Source organism: Roseburia sp. AM59-24XD (genome assembly GCF_003478445.1).
Taxonomy (GTDB): Bacteria; Bacillota; Clostridia; order Lachnospirales; family Lachnospiraceae; genus Jutongia.
Window position 1 is genome coordinate 64,380 of sequence record NZ_QUET01000010.1, and the last position, 18,464, is coordinate 82,843.

Consider the following 18,464-nt stretch of genomic DNA (forward strand, 5'->3'; position numbering starts at 1 on the left):
ACGGACTGATCGCCTTTGGTATGACATGTGTAATCTTATCGGATGGTATTGATCTTTCCGTTGGATCAACCTTTGCATTAAGCGCGATCATCTGCGCAGAACTTATGATCCATGGCATTCCTGCAGCGGCAGCAATTCTGATCGCTCTTCTGGCTGGTACGGCGCTCGGCATGGTCAGCGGTGTTCTTGTAACAAAGGGAAGACTTCAGCCGTTCATCGCAACACTGATCACGATGACGGCATATCGTGGACTGGCACTGATCATCACCGATGGAAAGCCGGTTTCCAGACTGGCAGCCAGCGTGAAAAATGAGTCAGGTGCATTTTTGTTTAAGGTGCTTGGAAAAGGAAGTTTTGTATTCGGACCAAACGACATGATCTCCATTCCGATCCCGGCGATCATTCTGATCCTTTTCCTTCTGGTATTCTATTTTGTACTGCATCACACCACCTCGGAAGAAGAATTTATGCAACAGGAAGTAATGAGAAATGTGCAAAGCTGGTTGGTGTCAATACAACCAAGATCCGTATCGCTGTTTATTCCATTTCCGGCTTTATGTCTGCCCTTGCAGGTCTGATCATGATCTCCCGTGTCGATTCCGCACAGCCGACACTGGGCGAGGGATATGAACTGGATGCCATTGCGGCGGTTGCACTTGGCGGTACAAGCATGAGTGGTGGACGTGGTAAGATTGTTGGAACGATCGCCGGTGTACTGATCATTGCTGTCCTGAATAACGGACTCAACATTCTGGGAGTTTCCACATATTATCAGGAAGTGATCAAAGCGGTTGTTATTCTGGTAGCAGTATTGTCAGATCGTAAACGGTAAGACAGGAGGTATACAGCATGAAAAAATTGGTAAGTTTATTATTGAGTATGTTAATGATATGTTCCCTTGCCGGATGTGGTATTGTGATCGATGGTGAGGGTGGAAGCACAGGTTCGAAAGCGTCCGGAGCAAGTGGTGCGATCGGACTGTCCATCTCCACACAGAATAATCCGTTTTTCGTCACACTGGCGGAGGGTGCAAAGAAAGCAGCAAAGCAGGCAGGCGTGCCTCTGACCGTGGTAGATGCCAGCGATGATGCAACAAAGCAGGTGAGCGATATCGAGGATCTGGTATCCAAAAATGTCAGCGTGCTGATCGTGAATCCGGTCGATTCCGATGCTGTGACCGGAGCCGTTGAGGCAGCGATTGCAAAGGGGGTCAGGGTAATCTCCGTTGACCGTGTTGTAAACGGTGTGGACATTGACTGTCAGATCGCATCCGATAATGTAGCAGGTGCCGAACTTGCGACACAGTACATTGTGGACACTCTGGGCGAAAACGTGAAAACAGCAGAGCTTGTCGGAACCTCCGGCGCATCTGCGGCGATTGACAGAAGCCAGGGCTTCCATAATATTGCCGACAAGAAATTAAAGGTTGTTGCAAGCCAGACGGCGGATTTTGACCGTACACAGGGAATGACCGTTATGGAGAATATGCTTCAGGCGGACAGCAGCATTCAGGCGGTATTTGCCGGCAATGATGAGATGGCACTCGGAGCCGTTGAGGCGATTTCCGGTGCGAAAAAGGATGTGCTTGTGGTTGGTTTTGATGCAACGGACGATGCAATCGAAGCGATCAGGCAGGGCAGAATGGGTGCTACGATCGCACAGCAGCCGGATCTGATCGGATCTACAGCAGTAGAAAATGCGATCAGGCTGACAAAGGGTGAGAGTATTCCGAAGGAGATCCCGGTTGAGGTGACACTGATCACAAAAGACACTGTCGACAAGTAAGGAGGTGGACGCGATGAAGGTGTTAAATATTGGTTCAATGAATCTGGATTATGTTTACCGTGTGGATCATATCGTGCAGCCGGGCGAGACGATCAGCAGTCAGGGAATGAATATATTTCTGGGAGGCAAAGGTATCAACCAGTCGATCGCACTGGCAAAAGCGGGCGCAGAGGTTTATCATGGCGGCATGATCGGCGAGGATGGCGAGGCGTTTCTGGACGCCTGCAAAGAGTATGGTGTACACAGTCGGTATATCTGCCGGATCGAAGGAAAAACAGGCCACACGATCATACAGATCGACAAGGAGGCGCAGAACTGTATTCTTCTTTACGGCGGTGCCAATCAGAAGTTGACACATGAATATGTCGATGGAGTTCTGTCCCATTTTCAGGACGGAGACATTCTTCTTCTGCAGAATGAAGTAAATGATATCGCCTATATGGTCGATCAGGCATATGAGAAGGGTATGCAGATCGCCCTGAATCCATCGCCGTTTGATGACCGATTAAGAGAAGTGAACATGGACAAGATCAGCATCTTTCTCCTCAATGAGATTGAGGGCGGACAGATCACGGGTCTGACAGATCCGGAGGAGATTTTCGAAGAAATGTGCCACAGATTTCCAAAGGCAAAGATCGTGCTCACTCTTGGTAAGGACGGCGCTGTTTACGGAGAGCAGGGGAAACGCTATGAACAGCCGATCTTCCCGGTGCAGGCGGTTGATACGACAGCAGCCGGTGACACATTTACCGGATATTTTCTGGCAGGTCTTGTGGAGGGCATGCCGATTGAGAAGATTCTGGAAATGAGCGCAAAAGCATCCTCCATTGCTGTTACCAGAGAGGGGGCGGTTCCATCCATTCCGTACCGCAGTGAGGTACAGGAGGCACTGCAGCAATAAAAAAACTATCATTTATTCTGAAATTAACCCTTACAAAATACTTAAAATATGTTATAATAAATACAGATCTAAAGCGGATATCAATTGCCGGAAGTTCGATATACAGGGACTTCCGGCTTATCTATGGTGGGATGGAACGTCTTTGTTAAAGTATCTGGATTTTGAAGTCATTGTTTCATGAAAAGAGGGAAATATGTATCAGGTAAATGATAGTGTTATGTATGGTACACATGGAGTGTGCGAGGTGACGGCGGTAGGCAGATTATCTATGTCAGTAGCGGATCGTAAGAAGAAATATTATACGCTGCGACCGGTATATCAGAAGGATTCTCTGGTATATGTGCCGGTGGATAATGTGAAGCTGCCGATGAGACTGGTTCTGACCGGAAAGGAAGCGGAGGAGCTGGTGGAGGAGATTCCACAGCTTGAAACCATCTGGATCGGCAACGAGAAGGAACGGGAGAGTCAGTATAAGGAAGCAGTACGCAGCGGCGACTGCAGAGAGCTGGTTCGTATCATTAAAACGATCTATTTGCACAAAAAGGAACGGGTCGACGAGGGCAAGAAGGTTGCTGCAGTTGATGAGCGTTATTTTCATCAGGCAGAGGAACTGCTTTACGAGGAGCTTGCCTATGCGCTGAATATGGAGGTCGATCAGATCGGAGATTATATTGCATCCAAAATACGCAAATAATAAAACAGCGTGAATATTCGTTTCTCAATAACGAAATATTCACGCTGTTTGTATTTCCATCAAAGCGAAGAAGCCCGCATTGTGTATTCGCATCAGTGCTCTGCTTCCATATCCGGCTGACGCATCTGCTTGCGGTATTCTGCCGGGCTTTGCTTGACATATTTCTTGAATTTCGTGTGGAAATAATCCACGTTGCGGTAACCGACCTTTTCGGCGATCTCATAGACCTTCAGGGAGCTGTTGACCAGAAGATCCTTGGAATGTTCAATACGGATCTTGTCTACAAATACATTGAAGCCCTGACCGACCTTTTTGGTGAAGATCTTGCCAAGATAAGAGCTGTTGTAGCCGAAAAGTGGTGCGATATTCTCCAGCTTGATATTGTCCATATAATTGTGCTCGATATAATGAATGATATCATCCATCACACTCTCGCTGGAAGGATTGCCGATGGTGCGGATGATCATTTCAAACTGCTCTGTGAAGAACAAAACGATCTCATAGAGGTAATATTTGTCGTTGATAAACTCAATGATCTCGGCGTTACTCGGAAAAGGTATGTCCGCATTATGGTACAGATGGAAAATCTTTTCCTTGATGGACAGATACAGATCTGTCAGAAAAAGTTTGATCTGTGGAATGTCCTCATCACAGGAATAGAGCTTGCCCTCGAGTTCATGAAGCATTTCTGCCATCTGATTGCGCTTTGCTGCCTGAATATATCCGATCAGTGATTCACAATAGGACTGTAACACCTCCGGAGTAAGCTGGAAGATATGCTCTTCATCCTGCTTTGGAAGCTGGTCATAGCCGATCGTGTGCTGGCGGTGCTCGCAGAAAAAGCGGCGCTGCAGCAGACGAAGCGCTTCCTGATAGGAAACAGGAACCTCACGGATATCCCGGACCGGTCTGCCGTAGGTGATGAACAGGGAATCAAGAGGAGAATCCTTCTGTGGTTTCTGTTCACGCTCATAATGCTCCAGAAACTGCTGGAACTTGTGAAGTGTAAATTCTCCCTTGAGCAGAAGGATTTCGTTGTCGTCGATTGTGATCTGCTCATACGAGCTGTTCATCTCATTGGTAACCTTTAACAGATCCGCAAAACGATAGGACATCTGTGTTGCGTTGTGACTGTATTTCTCATAGATAACAACTTGATACTGATCTGCATTCAGATGCATGTCATCAATGTTGATCTGGTCAAAATCAGCCTTGTCTGTAAGAATATCCAAAAGGATCATACCATGCGCCTTCTGGCGGTAATGCTGCCAGGTTCCGGACTGACGGCTCTGCTCCTCAAGCGTTGTCTTCAGTGATTCGACCGCCTCCAAAAGTTCGTCCTCATCGATCGGCTTTGTCAGATAGAAATCAACGCCGTAGCGGATCGCTGCCTGCGCATATTTAAAATCGGTAAAACCACTCAGGATAATAAAATGTCCCTCAAAGCCTTTGTCGCGTGCCTGCTTCACAACATCCACACCGAGAAGCCCCGGCATCCGGATATCGATCAATACCAGATCGGGCTGTTCCCGGACAATATAATCTAATGCATCAATGCCGTTGGATGCTTCGCCAATAATTGAAAATCCCAGAGATTCCCAATCGATAATACATTTTAAACCCTGACGTATAATCAGTTCGTCATCCGCAATAAAAACGGTATTCATGTGTTTACCAAACCTTTCTGATCCTGCATGCCTGAATAAAAGACACTTCTGCAGAATATATATTTACAACTCATATTTGTTTGAAAAATGAGCCTCCCATTATTATAACTTTTTGGGAGGAGATTTGCAAGAAAGGGGATTGGTTTTCGTGCAGTTTCTATTATATTTATCGAATTTCATGATACCCATCGTGATATTTTATATTGTGGGCTACGGACTGTGCAGCCACACCGATATTTTCGGAGCTTTTGTCAAGGGTGCACAGGACGGCTTCAAGGTAGTACTTAAGGTTTTGCCAACGCTGATCGGTCTGATGATGGCGATCGGGATCCTGCGGGCGTCGGGGCTTATGGAAATGCTTTCCGCCCGGATCGCACCGATAGCGGAGAAGGCGGATTTCCCGGCGGTGCTGGTGCCGCTTTCTCTGATCAAAATGGTTTCCTCCTCGGCAGCCACCGGTCTGCTGCTTGATATTTATAAGAAATTTGGAACCGATTCCCATGAGGGATTTCTGGCATCGGTTCTGATGTGCTGTTCGGAGACGATTTTTTATACGATCTCGGTATATTTTATTGCAACCGGAGACAAAAAGCATGCACCGGTCACGAAAATGAACTGGACATTGACCGGCGCACTCATCGCAACCTTTGCGGGAATGGCGGCGAGTGTATGGCTGTGCCGGGGGATTGCGTAAGGGGCAGAATAAGAGTTGTCGGGGAAGTTGACAGCTCATGGGAATATATAGTACAATATAAACTACAATTATAGCTGCAAGGAGGATGAAAAGATGAACAAAGAACTTTTATTTGCGATTGCTGTTTTGGTGGCAGGAATACTGTGTCTGATCAAGGTGTATCTGGATCGGAAAGGAGAAAAGCTTTCGGGAGTTGTCAGCGGTTTCGTTAACAGTGACGGATATGATTTTGCGGTGATTCGGTTCCAGTATAATGGACAGGAACTGGAAGCCAGAGCTGCCAATGCAGAAGGCAGGAAAGGGAAACACGCGGAGGGTGACAGAGTGGATATTGTCTATCGTCCGGGGAAAGCAAAATATGTAAATATTGTCGGTGATAATTATGATATTTATATAGCGGTTGCAATCACAATATGCGGACTGGCACTGGTTATCCTGCGCCTGATCAAGTAGATTTCAAGACCGCGCACCAATATGAGGTGTGAAGTATCAGCATGTTAATCGTAGGAAAGCATGACAAAATGGGAGGTATGGATTACCTCCCATTTTACGTTTTTTTAAGGCAAAAATCTTATTTGACACCACGCCACATAAGAAACACTATGGGCGCTGGTTCTCTTTGGAATATGGAAAGTTTTCGTTCTTTAGGATATAGACAGTTCTGGAGAATAAGCGTAAAATAGGTTATATAACATATTTTTGGAGTTTCATAAGATAGGGGGAGTGAAGCTTCTAAAATCGGAAATACATTTATAGTGTAGAGGAGATCAAAATGTCAAACGAATGTGATACCTGTGCAAATTACAGTTATGATGAAGAATATGAGGAGTACTTCTGCGATGTGAATATGGATGAGGATGATATGGTGCGTTTTATGACAGATCACCGGAACAGCTGTCCGTATTACCGCAACGGTGACGAATATCAGGTTGTGCGCCACCAGATGTGATGTGACAAGGGAGAGTTTCAGGAGAAAACAAATGACAGAATTAGAGAAATATTATAATAAATTTAACGAAGAGAAACGGTTGACGAGACGTCATGGCAAGGTTGAATATATCACCTCCATGAAGTATATTCATGAGTGCATTGATGCAATTTGTCCGAATGAACCGGATGGAGGAGAGAAGGGGAACCAGACATATGACCGGTCCGGACAGACCAACCCGTCGGACCTCCGCATTCTGGATGTCGGTGCCGGCACCGGGCGTTACAGCGTGGCACTTGCCGGGGAGGGCTATGACGTTACGGCGGTAGAACTGGTCAAATATAATCTTGGCATTTTAAAATCTAAGAAAAGCAGTGTCAAAGCGTTTCAGGGCAATGCTTTAAATCTGTCCCGTTTTGCGGACAGTAGTTTTGACATCACTTTGCTATTTGGACCGATGTATCATCTGTACACATTTGAGGACAAGCATCAGGCACTGGAGGAAGCGAAGCGTGTGACGAGACCGGGCGGCAGGATACTTGTGGCATACTGTATGAATGAGTACGGAGTGCTTTTGTACGGTTTCAGGGACGGTAATGTAAAACAGTGTCTGGAGGATGGCAGATTGTCGAAGGAATTTAAGTGTGTGCCGCATCCCGAGGATCTGTATGATTACATGAGACTGGAGGATATTGATGCACTGAATGCAGCATCGGGGCTGGAGCGGTACAAGATCATTTCCCCGGACGGTCCGGCAAATTATATGAGACCGGTTTTAAATGCGATGGATGAGGAGACCTTTGACCTGTTTGTACAGTACCATTTATCGGTCTGTGAGAGACAGGATCTGATCGGTGCCGGAGCACATACGCTGGATATTCTGATACGGTAGAGGAGGAAGTCTGAAATGGACGATATTATTTTTCTGATCAAAGGAAACAGGAACGGAGAGCCTTTTGCGGCAGAGATGTATCAGGGCGGCGAGCAGCCGTATTTTACACTGCGCTGGCAGGAGGATGAGGGAGAGCTGCATATACGCATTATCCCGAAGGAGTTTGATGAATACGGGGAGCCGGTTGGGGATCTTACATTGGAATCAGTGACACTGACCTTTCCATGGAAGTGCCGTGGAGGAAAGCAGCCGGAGCAGATCTTTATGAACGGGTATCAGTCATGGACGGATTCCCATGAGCATACAGTTGGAGAGAAGGAGCCGGCGATATCGCCGTTTGCCTCCGGAATGGTGGAGAAGTATTATCTGGACCGGTACGGTGATTCGCTTTTTACGATGAAGGGAACGGCAGCAGGACAGTTTCATGGATTTACATATTGTTATTTCAGGGATGGAGTGACGTATCGTTTTGTGGGTTCTCTCAGTGAACGCTCCGGCTTTACGGTATTTTATTACAATGCAGATGCCGGACAGATGTCAATTGAAAAGGACTGTGCGGGCGTGAAGATCTCCGGGGAGTGGAATGCGTTTGATCTCGTAGAGCTTACCGGAGGCGAGGATCAGGTATTTGATACCTATTTTGAGAAAATGAACATTGCTAAGCCGAAGGGCAGACCGATGACAGGGTATACAAGCTGGTACAATCATTATCAGAATATTTCGGCACAGATCATATCAGATAATCTGGAGCATGTCCATGAAATGGGACAGAGTTTTGATGTGTTTCAGATCGATGATGGATATCAGACGTATGTGGGGGACTGGCTGAATGTGCAGAAGGATAAGTTCCCGGATGGTCTTGAACCGATCGTGGATCAGATCCATGAATACGGTATGAAAGCGGGACTGTGGCTGTCTCCGTTTGTGTGTGAGAAGAAGTCGCGGTGCTTCCGCAAACATCCGGACTGGCTGGTGCGGGATGTCAATGGAGAGCCATTTTGCGGTGGAAGCAACTGGAGTACTTTTTATGCGCTGGATCTGTCTAACGAAGAGGTGCGGGAATATCTGCGCGAGGTCTTTCATCAGGTGCTTGATGTGTGGGGCTTTGATCTGGTCAAACTGGATTTTCTGTATGCGGTCTGCATGCTGCCGACAGAGTATAAGACGAGAGGGCAGATCATGTGCGAGGCGATGGATTTCCTGCGCGAGGTTATCGGTGATAAGCTGATCCTTGGCTGCGGTGTGCCGCTCGGACCGGCGTTTGGCAAGGTTGATTACTGTCGGATCGGACCGGATGTGGGACTGAACTGGGATGGCGCTCCGAAGGAGAAGCTGCTTCACCGGGAGAGAGTATCGACAAAGAATACGATCGGCAACACGATTTATCGCAGACAGTTAAACGGACGTGCTTTCTGGAACGATCCGGATGTGTATCTGCTGCGGGATGATAATATCAGGTTGTCGGCGAAACAGAAAGAAATGCTGGCGCAGGTCAATGGTCTTTTTGGCGGACTGCTTTTTACCTCGGACGATGTGGGGACTTACGATGAGGAGAAAAGAGCGCTGCAGCAGAGTCTATCTGCCTTGCGGGAGGCACCACGGAGTGTGGAACGCAAAGGCAAATATACGATTGTCCGATATCAGGGACAGGATGGTGAGAAGGAGCTGCGTGTGAAGCTGTAGGAACAGGGAAGGTTGTGAGAAAGCATTTGCGTATGGAGAATGTGTTGCTGTCCGGTTTTTGGGACAGATAAATGATTTGGTAAAATAATGACAGGGGGCAGAGATTATGGGGTATATTATGGCGTTAGATGCCGGAACGACAAGTAACCGGTGTATTTTATTTAACGAGAAGGGCGAGATCGTTTCTGTGGCGCAGAAGGAATTTACACAGATCTTTCCGCAGCCCGGCTGGGTGGAGCAGGATGCCAGTGAAATCTGGTCGACACAGCTTGGCGTTGCCGTGGAAGCAATGTCCAAAATAGGGGTCAGTGCAAATGAGATCCATGCAATTGGAATTGCCAATCAGAGAGAGACGACGATCGTATGGGACAAGGTGACAGGAGAGCCTGTCTATCATGCGGTTGTCTGGCAGTGCAGACGAACCTCTGAGTTTTGCGATGAGTTAAAGGAACGGGGACTTACGAAATTGTTCCGGGACAAAACGGGTCTTGTGATCGATGCGTATTTTTCGGCAACCAAGCTAAAATGGATCCTGGATCAGGTACCGGGAGCAAGGGAGCGTGCGAGGAGGGGCGAGCTGTTATTTGGAACCGTGGACACCTGGCTGCTGTGGAAGCTGACGAAGGGGCGTGTTCACGCGACCGATTACTCCAATGCATCCCGCACGATGATGTATAACATCAATGAGCTTTGCTGGGATAAGGAGATTCTCGATATATTGGATATTCCGGAGTGCATGCTGCCGGAGGTGATGCCATCGAGTGGTCTGTACGGAAAAACGGACAGTTCATTCTTAGGTGGAGAGATTCCGATCGCCGGTGTGGCAGGAGATCAGCAGGCGGCATTGTTTGGGCAGACCTGTTTTCTGCCGGGCGAGGCGAAAAATACATACGGCACAGGCTGTTTCCTGTTGATGAATACTGGCACGAAGCCGGTATTTTCGGATAACGGACTTGTCACAACCCTGGCATGGGGGATTGACGGAAAGGTCAATTATGCGTTGGAGGGATCGATCTTTATTGGAGGTGCATCGGTGCAGTGGCTTCGTGATGAACTTCGCCTGATCGACTCCGCGGAGGATTCCGAGTACATGGCAAGAAAGGTAAAGGACACCAATGGGTGTTATGTTGTGCCGGCATTTACCGGGCTTGGTGCACCGTATTGGAATCAGTATGCCAGAGGCACGATCGTCGGTCTGACACGCGGTGTCAACAAATATCATATTATCCGGGCAACACTGGAGTCCATTGCTTATCAGGTCAGTGATGTCTTGCGGGCGATGGAAGCCGATTCCGGCATCACGCTTTCTGCTTTGAAGGTGGATGGCGGCGCAAGTGCCAATGATTTTCTGATGCAGACGCAGGCAGATATTATTCAGACACCGGTCAACCGTCCGATCTGTCTGGAGACGACAGCACTCGGTGCGGCATATCTTGCCGGGCTTGCCGTCGGCTACTGGAAGGATTTTGAGGATATCCGGCGCAATGCGGGTGTCAGCCGTGCCTTTGTTCCGGAGATCACACAGCAGGAGTGCAGGGAGAGACTCGACGGCTGGAAACGTGCCGTGGGATGTGCCATAAGCTGGACAAAGCAGTAAGGACAGTAGCTGAATTGGAATTTGAAATGCCGGTACAGAAACGGATTCGATCAAAGTAATAGATTGATAAAAGCATTTTGGCATCCGGCATATTGCATCTTGCCATCCGGTACATTAAATGATAAAATATTCTCATGTTCCGACACGAAGGGTTCGTCCCAACGCGAAGGCATGATGATATGTTCTTGAATATGGTCCGCAGGGAAGGTCTGCGGTTTTATAGGGGAAGAAGCGTCTCATGCCATCCGGCAGAGGCGCTTTTACATTATAGGAAACTTGTCGTTTCCTATAATGTAAAACGCTCCGCGAGGATGCGATCACCGCACAAAGGAAGATTGCATAAGCAATTGTGCGGTGACGCGCAAAGTGGGCAAGTCCACTTTGTTCATATATAGGAAAATGCTCGTAATGTGGTGGGAAGCAAGGGCAAAACCAGCGTTTTGGCAGACGTATCCCGTGATCGGCAAAGGAGGAAGTGTTTCATGGATCGACGGATTGCAATCCTTGGAATTATTGTGGAGAACACAGATAGTGTGGAGCGGGTGAATGAGCTGCTTCACGAGTATCGGGAGTTTATTGTCGGAAGGATGGGGATGCCCTACAGAGAGCGTGGGATATCGGTGATCAGCGTGGTGATGGATGCGGATACCAATACGGTCAGCGCTCTGTCCGGCAAGCTGGGAATGACACCGGGTGTCAGTGCCAAGGCAGTTTATTCCAAGGCATAATAGATCAGCCGGTATTACCGGAAAATCTAAGCTACCGGTGAGATTTGTTATGTAGACATGGTTACACAGAAAAGACAGGATCACTCCTGTCAGAAATGCACAAGATTTTATATATGGAGGAATAGAAATGAGCAGTTATAAGTATGATCCGAAGTCATTAAAGGCAGAAGAATTTATCAATCATGAGGAGATTCTGGAATCTCTTGATTATGCGAAAAAGAACAAAGATAATCTTTCTTTGATCCGCGAGATTCTTGAGAAAGCGAAGAAGGCAAAGGGAATTTCCCACAAAGAGGCAGCCGTTTTGATGGAGTGCGATGATCCGGAGATCAACCGTGAGATCAGAGAGCTAGCCATGGAGATCAAGGAGAAGTTTTACGGGCATCGTATCGTTATGTTTGCACCGCTGTATCTCTCCAATTACTGTGTGAATGGATGCACTTATTGTCCATATCATCACAAGAATAAACATATTCCTCGAATCAAGCTGACACAGGATCAGATCCGTGATGAGGTCATTGCCCTGCAGGATATGGGTCATAAGCGCCTGGCGATCGAGGCAGGCGAGGATCCGGTCAACAATCCGCTTGAGTATATTCTGGAAAGTATCGACACGATCTACAGCATCAAGCATAAGAATGGTGCGATCCGCCGTGTCAATGTCAATATTGCAGCAACAACTGTGGAGAATTATACCCGCCTGAAGAATGCCGGAATCGGTACTTATATTCTGTTCCAGGAGACCTACAATAAAGAATCCTATGAGCAGCTACATCCAACCGGACCAAAGCATGATTATGCATATCATACCGAGGCAATGGATCGTGCGATGGAGGGCGGCATCGATGATGTTGGTCTTGGCGTTTTGTTTGGGCTGGAGGGCTACCGCTATGAGCTTGTTGGTATCCTGATGCATGCAGAGCATCTGGAGGCAGCACAGGGCGTTGGACCACACACGATCAGTGTACCGAGAATCTGCCCGGCAGACGATATTGATACCGGTGATTTCAGCAACGCCGTACCGGATGAGATCTTCGAGAAGATCGTTGCCGTGATCCGTATCGCGGTTCCGTATACCGGAATGATCATTTCTACCAGAGAGTCCCAGAAGACAAGAGAGCATGTGCTGCAGCTTGGTATTTCCCAGATCAGCGGCGGCTCCCGTACCAGCGTGGGTGGTTACACCGAGCCGGTACGTGATGACAGCTCTGCACAGTTTGATGTCAGCGATACCCGTACACTTGATGAGGTTGTCAACTGGCTGATGAAGATGGGCTTCATTCCAAGTTTCTGTACCGCATGCTACCGCGCAGGAAGAACAGGAGACCGTTTTATGTCACTTCTTAAGTCCGGTCAGATTGTAAACTGCTGCCAGCCGAACGCCCTCATGACATTGAAGGAATATCTGGAGGATTATGCATCACCGGAGACGAAGGAGATCGGTGAATCGCTGATCGCCAAGGAGATCCGGAAGGTGCCAAATGAGAAGGTCAGAGAAAGAGCCATCCAGTATCTTGAGGAGTTAAAGGAAGGAAAGAGAGATTTCCGTTTCTAGAACATAGAAATCAATGTCCTGAAAATGGGACAGACAAAATGTTATTTGAAAAAATAATATTAAGAAACAACAATATAGAATGCAATAAAAAGACTGCTGCTTTACGAATAGAAATCGTGAAGCGGCAGTCTTTGTTTTCCATGAAATCCTCGTTTCTCTGAAAAGACAACGAGAATTTCATTGTTGAAAATAAATTATATCATTAGTTAAAAATTAAAACTCTATCTCTTTCAGATAACGTGCTACGGCATCCTGCCAGGTTGGCAGTGGAGTAAAGCCGTTTGCGGTGAGCTTTGATCTGTCCAGACGGCTGTTGAATGGTCTGGCTGCTTTGGAAACACCGTACTCAGCAGTTGTGACAGGAGTGACGGTGACGTGTGACTCGTCATATTCCGTGTGTCCCATGGCTGCTGCCTGGCGGAAGATCTCCTTTGTGAAATCATACCAGCTGATATAGCCGCCTTCATTGGTTGCATGGTAATATCCATACTTGTCCGTCTCGATCATGTCAACAAGAAGTCTTGCAAGATCGAAGGTATAAGTCGGCGTACCGATCTGGTCATTTACAACAGTCAGCTTATCATGTGTCTTTCCGACATTGAGCATGGTACGGATAAAGTTCTTTCCGTTGGTACCGAATACCCATGCAATACGCACGATAAAATACTTGTCCAATATTTCGGACACAGCAAGCTCGCCGTCGAGCTTGGATGCACCGTATACATTTAACGGCTTGTAATCCTTGCAGTCCGGATCCCACGGTGTGGTTCCCTGACCGTCAAATACATAATCGGTACTGATATACATCATCTTGCAGTCAAGATCCTTGCAGACAGCGGCGATGTTCTCCGTGCCGGTTGCGTTGACGTTATAGACCTTATCTTTGTTGGCATCGTCCTCAGCGGCATCCACGGCAGTCCATGCGGCACAGTGGATGACAGCATCCGGGTTGATCTTTAAAAGCGTTTCAGCGACAGAGGCACGGTTTGTGATATCCATGGATACATAGGCTGCTTTTGTTACATAGGTTTCGTCTGCAATGCCGTTGTATTCCGGAGCAAGGTCACTTCCGATGCCCTCATGTCCTCTGGACGCAAGCTCATTCATGACATCATGTCCTAATTGTCCGGCGACGCCGGTTACTAATATTTTCATAAAACACTGTTCCTCTTTCCGGGTATCATTCTGTGGTTATGGATTAGCGGTTACCGTACATCTTCTCGTAGTAATTCTGGTACTCACCGGAGATGATTGTCTCCCACCACTCCTTGTTGTCGAGATACCACTGAATGGTCTTCTTGATACCGTCAGCAAACTTCGTCTCAGGAAGCCAGCCAAGCTCGTTGTGGATCTTGGTCGGATCGATCGCATAACGCATATCGTGACCCTTACGGTCGGATACATATGTGATCAGGCTTTCCGGCTTGCCAAGCTCCTTGCAGATGATCTTAACGATATCGATGTTGGTCATCTCGTTGTGACCACCGATGTTGTAAACCTCGCCGACACGTCCCTTGTGGATGATCAGATCGATCGCCTTGCAGTGATCCTCGACGTACAGCCAGTCACGAACGTTTTCACCGGTACCGTATACAGGAAGCGGCTTGTCATTCAGTGCGTTGGCAATCATAAGAGGAATCAGCTTCTCAGGGAAGTGATATGGCCCGTAGTTGTTTGAACAGCGGCTGATCGTTACAGGCAGACCGTAGGTTCTGTGATATGCCAGCACCAGAAGATCAGCGCCGGCCTTGGATGAACTGTAAGGGCTGCTTGTATGGATCGGAGTTTCCTCTGTGAAGAACAGGTCCGGTCTGTCGAGTGGAAGATCACCGTAAACCTCATCGGTAGATACCTGATGATAACGGGTGATGCCATATTTACGGCATGCATCCATCAATACGGCAGTACCCATGATATTTGTCTGAAGGAATACCTCCGGTGTCTCAATGGAACGGTCAACGTGGCTTTCTGCAGCGAAGTTGACAACGATGTCCGGATGCTCCTCCTCAAATAATTTGTAAACAGCTTCGCGGTCTGTGATATCTTCCTTAACAAAACGGAAATTCGGATTGTCCATAACAGGAGCCAGAGTAGAGAGGTTTCCGGCATACGTCAGGCAATCCAGACAGACGATACGGTAGTCCGGGTACTTGTTCAGCATGTGAAATACAAAGTTACTTCCAATAAATCCGGCACCGCCGGTTACGATAATAGTCATAATTTTTCTCCTTAATCTGTAATATAAATTGTTATTCGGTGTCTGGCATCGCAAAACATTAATTAGTGAAGAACATCCATGTACTTGCCGTCCAGAACGTCCATCAGATACTGACCGTACTGGTTCTTCTTGAGCGGCTCATATGCCTTCAGCACATCCTCACGGGTGATCCAGCCGTTTAAGTAAGCAATCTCCTCCAGACATGCGATCTTGCGGTGCTGGTGAGACTCGATGGTCTTTACGAAGTTGGTTGCCTCGACAAGGCTCTCATGTGTTCCGGTATCCAGCCAGGTAAAGCCCTGTCCGAGAAGTTCTACGTTCAGCTCGCCGTTTTCCAGATAGACGCGGTTCAGATCGGTGATCTCAAGCTCGCCTCGTGGACTTGGCTTTAACTCCTTCGCATATTTGACAACGCGGTTGTCATAGAAATAAAGACCGGTTACACAGTAATTGCTCTTTGGCTTCTCCGGTTTCTCTTCGATGGAAACAGCCTTTCCGTCCTGATCGAACTCAACGATACCGAAACGCTCCGGATCATCGACGTAATAACCGAATACGGTAGCTCCCTTTCCGGTCTCTGCATTCTCGACAGCGGCTTTCAGCCGTTTTTTCAGTCCGTGGCCGGCGAAGATGTTGTCACCGAGTACCATGGCAACGGTGTCGTTTCCGATGAATTCCTCGCCAATGATAAATGCCTGTGCCAGTCCGTCCGGGCTTGGCTGAACAGCGTAGGTCAGATCGATACCGAAATGATGACCGTCTCCGAGCAGCTCTTTAAAACGAGGTGTGTCCTGTGGTGTTGAGATGATCAGTATCTCGCGGATCCCTGCGTTCATCAGTACGGAAAGCGGATAGTAGATCATCGGCTTGTCGTAGATCGGCAGAAGCTGTTTTGATGTGACCATTGTTAATGGATAAAGTCTTGTGCCGGAACCGCCGGCTAAGATAATACCTTTCATAAGGAATCTCCTTTCTTTGATCTGTTTGTGTAAGTCCCAATAGAAGTATGTTCATTTTTCAGTTTCTGTACACAGTATAAAAGGTGACGTTACGTCACCTTCAAGCTTTTTTTGTAAAATTGTCACTTTGCTGTAAATACGACAATGAAAATGTTGGTTTATTGTGAAAAATGAATACGTTTCCGGGCAGTTTCGCCTGTCTATGAGGGACGGCACAGGAAAATTCCGGCGTCCTTCGTGATCGTAAAGCCGTCCTTCGTTGCCTTTTGGACGAAATGACGGAAGTCCTTATAGCGGTTTAACAGATACTGGTTCTGATTGCCATGGCAGGATAAAATATAGTCGATCAGCGGTTCGGGTTCCTTCAGATAAATACTGTCCACATAACGGGACAGAGTTACCTGACGGAAATGCGGCTGTAAAATAGAGGCTCCGTTTTCCAGACCGAAGCGGTCATAAAGATTGTCTGCTGCAAGCTGGATATGCGGATCAAAATCCTGCACCAGTTTACTGATCTCCTTCATGTGACGGGAACCGTAGGTGCTGCAGATGAAGCAGCCGTCCTTTTTAAGAACGCGGCGGATCTCACTGCAGACCTGCGGAATGTCATCGCAGTAGAAAAGGACATGGTTGGCAAAGATCAGATCGAAGGAATGATCCTCGCAGGGAATATTCGCACAGTCGATCGTCCGGTAGGAGAAACGGGAATCCTCAGCGCCGATGGTACGACGGACATCACGCAGCATACCCTCGGATATGTCGGAAAGCAGAATGGAGATCTGTTCCGGAAGCTGTGCAAGATTCTCTGTCCAGAGTGCGCCATTGCCGCAACCGACCTCAAGGATATGCATGCCCGGACGGATGTCTGCCTGCTCATAGATCCAGGGAAACCAGCCCTGCTTATTGACAGAATACTTCTGATGAAGATTGATCCGTGCAGTGATGTTGGTGGAATCCTGATACTGCCGTTTCAGGCTTGTCTCCATACCGGTCAGGTGGATCAGGCGCAGCATCTGGCTCCAGTCCAGCTCGTGATCCTTTTCTATGGCATCGGCGGTATCACGGATCGCCGTCTCCACAAGCTGCATCTGTTCGATGCGATCCTGGATCAGCTTGTGCTGCTGCTCGAGAGAATTTTTCATCATATGATAGTCGGCAGTATCGACCGTCATCTCGCGGATATCGTCCAGCGAGAAACCAAGATATTTTAAAAGAAGGATCTGCTGCAGTCTTGCCAGATCATGGTCGGTATAGAAACGGGCACCATTCTCATTCACATAGGAAGGCTTCAGGATATTCTGCTTATCGTAGTACCGGATCGTGCGTACAGAGACGCCGGCAAGCCGGGCAAACTGTCCGGAAGAGTAGTAGCCGTCTTTCTTCATGGAAATTCTCCTTATTATATATAGTGATGTTGGGGCAAGCCACCGGATAGCAATTTGTATGTATACATACATCGCTATCTGCTTTTGAACCCTGCATCATATTTTAACAGATGAAGCGCGAAAATGATATTTTTTTGAAAAATATTTCATAATTTGAAAAAAACTGTTGACAAATAGAAATACAGATGATATTATCTTATTTGTTCGCGGCACAAAAGTGCAAAGCGAAACATGCGGAAGTGCTGGAATTGGCAGACAGGCTAGACTAAGGATCTAGTGTTGGCAACGACGTGAGGGTTCAAGTCCCTTCTTCCGCATTGCGGATCAGAGAAGTCTTAGAGATAAGGCTTCTTTTTTTGTTCTTCCGTCATCCTTCCTAAAATGAAATCAGAATGGTCACCTCATCCCGTATAATCTCAACGCAGAAATGATAGGCTTCCCCCACCACCAAAACATAAATTTCCCCATAATATTTCTTGTGTCTCATTATCCTCAATGGCATTTTGCCTGCCAAAGCACTGGAAAATCCGTGAGCTGTGACTGAAAAATTGTCTTGTCACTTACGGATTTCGAAAAGTCTAATTGCTTTGCTGCTTTGATTTTTGATAAACGCATCCTGCCGTACTCGCCCCGAGGTGGGAAGCCCATCAATTTAATTTTCAATGGGGCAGCGTGCCATTCACACCATATTTTGACCATTCACTCTATTTGGAAACCCCGTCCCCCTAAACTGATATAATATATGATAACCATATATATAAAGAAGTGAAAAAGATAA

16 protein-coding genes, 1 tRNA gene and 1 pseudogene are annotated in these 18,464 nt (G+C 47.4%); 13 read left to right on the plus strand and 5 right to left on the minus strand.

Going from position 1 to position 18,464, the window contains the following annotated elements; genetic code table 11:
• The first annotated feature begins 20 nt into the window (after positions 1–20).
• The 4 genes and pseudogenes from DXA20_RS06535 (at position 21) to DXA20_RS06550 (ending at position 3,380) form a co-directional block, all read left to right on the plus strand.
• Positions 21–832: pseudogene (locus DXA20_RS06535) on the plus strand (ABC transporter permease).
• Between the two features lie 17 nt (positions 833–849).
• On the plus strand, positions 850–1,785 hold the full coding sequence (locus DXA20_RS06540; protein ID WP_118559715.1) for a substrate-binding domain-containing protein: 936 nt from the start codon (positions 850–852) through the stop codon (positions 1,783–1,785).
• Between the two features lie 13 nt (positions 1,786–1,798).
• Complete coding sequence (locus DXA20_RS06545) at positions 1,799–2,686, plus strand: ribokinase (RefSeq protein ID WP_118559716.1); 888 nt, start codon at positions 1,799–1,801, stop codon at positions 2,684–2,686.
• Between the two features lie 193 nt (positions 2,687–2,879).
• A complete protein-coding gene (locus DXA20_RS06550) occupies positions 2,880–3,380 on the plus strand; it encodes a CarD family transcriptional regulator (protein ID WP_022305339.1) in 501 nt (166 codons plus the stop codon).
• A gap of 92 nt (positions 3,381–3,472) precedes the next feature.
• Here DXA20_RS06550 and DXA20_RS06555 read toward each other — a convergent pair whose 3' ends face one another.
• Positions 3,473–5,047, minus strand: a complete 1,575-nt coding sequence (locus DXA20_RS06555; RefSeq protein ID WP_022305338.1) for a response regulator — start codon at positions 5,045–5,047, stop codon at positions 3,473–3,475.
• A gap of 148 nt (positions 5,048–5,195) precedes the next feature.
• Between DXA20_RS06555 and DXA20_RS06560 the strand changes: the two genes are divergently transcribed.
• The 8 genes from DXA20_RS06560 (at position 5,196) to hydG (ending at position 13,124) form a co-directional block, all read left to right on the plus strand.
• Positions 5,196–5,741: a spore maturation protein gene (locus DXA20_RS06560; protein ID WP_118559717.1), complete on the plus strand. Its 546-nt coding sequence runs from the start codon at positions 5,196–5,198 to the stop codon at positions 5,739–5,741.
• Between the two features lie 93 nt (positions 5,742–5,834).
• Positions 5,835–6,194: a hypothetical protein gene (locus DXA20_RS06565; protein WP_118559718.1), complete on the plus strand. Its 360-nt coding sequence runs from the start codon at positions 5,835–5,837 to the stop codon at positions 6,192–6,194.
• Between the two features lie 319 nt (positions 6,195–6,513).
• A complete protein-coding gene (locus tag DXA20_RS16390) occupies positions 6,514–6,690 on the plus strand; it encodes a DUF6472 family protein (protein WP_022305870.1) in 177 nt (58 codons plus the stop codon).
• A 31-nt stretch (positions 6,691–6,721) separates the two neighbouring features.
• A complete protein-coding gene (locus tag DXA20_RS06570; protein WP_118559719.1) occupies positions 6,722–7,561 on the plus strand; it encodes a class I SAM-dependent methyltransferase in 840 nt (279 codons plus the stop codon).
• 15 nt (positions 7,562–7,576) lie between these two features.
• Entirely contained in the window at positions 7,577–9,244 is a 1,668-nt protein-coding gene (locus tag DXA20_RS06575) for a glycoside hydrolase family 36 protein (protein ID WP_118559720.1), read from the plus strand.
• 103 nt (positions 9,245–9,347) lie between these two features.
• Positions 9,348–10,841, plus strand: a complete 1,494-nt coding sequence (glpK, locus tag DXA20_RS06580; protein WP_118559721.1) for a glycerol kinase GlpK — start codon at positions 9,348–9,350, stop codon at positions 10,839–10,841.
• A 482-nt stretch (positions 10,842–11,323) separates the two neighbouring features.
• Positions 11,324–11,569: a TM1266 family iron-only hydrogenase system putative regulator gene (locus DXA20_RS06585; protein WP_022305866.1), complete on the plus strand. Its 246-nt coding sequence runs from the start codon at positions 11,324–11,326 to the stop codon at positions 11,567–11,569.
• Between the two features lie 127 nt (positions 11,570–11,696).
• The gene (hydG, locus tag DXA20_RS06590; protein WP_022305865.1) at positions 11,697–13,124 is read left to right on the plus strand and encodes a [FeFe] hydrogenase H-cluster radical SAM maturase HydG; all 1,428 of its coding nucleotides are present in this window, start codon (positions 11,697–11,699) and stop codon (positions 13,122–13,124) included.
• Positions 13,125–13,337: 213 nt separating this feature from the next.
• Here hydG and rfbD read toward each other — a convergent pair whose 3' ends face one another.
• The 4 genes from rfbD to DXA20_RS06610 form a co-directional block, all read right to left on the minus strand.
• Complete coding sequence (gene rfbD, locus DXA20_RS06595) at positions 13,338–14,279, minus strand: dTDP-4-dehydrorhamnose reductase (protein WP_022305864.1); 942 nt, start codon at positions 14,277–14,279, stop codon at positions 13,338–13,340.
• A 43-nt stretch (positions 14,280–14,322) separates the two neighbouring features.
• Positions 14,323–15,342: a dTDP-glucose 4,6-dehydratase gene (rfbB, locus tag DXA20_RS06600; RefSeq protein WP_118559722.1), complete on the minus strand. Its 1,020-nt coding sequence runs from the start codon at positions 15,340–15,342 to the stop codon at positions 14,323–14,325.
• Between the two features lie 62 nt (positions 15,343–15,404).
• Complete coding sequence (rfbA, locus tag DXA20_RS06605; protein WP_118559723.1) at positions 15,405–16,301, minus strand: glucose-1-phosphate thymidylyltransferase RfbA; 897 nt, start codon at positions 16,299–16,301, stop codon at positions 15,405–15,407.
• 200 nt (positions 16,302–16,501) lie between these two features.
• Complete coding sequence (locus tag DXA20_RS06610; RefSeq protein WP_118559724.1) at positions 16,502–17,686, minus strand: MerR family transcriptional regulator; 1,185 nt, start codon at positions 17,684–17,686, stop codon at positions 16,502–16,504.
• A gap of 233 nt (positions 17,687–17,919) precedes the next feature.
• On the opposite strand from DXA20_RS06610, the gene DXA20_RS06615 reads away from it, so the two are divergent.
• Positions 17,920–18,003, plus strand: a tRNA-Leu gene (locus tag DXA20_RS06615).
• The last annotated feature ends 461 nt before the right edge of the window (positions 18,004–18,464 follow it).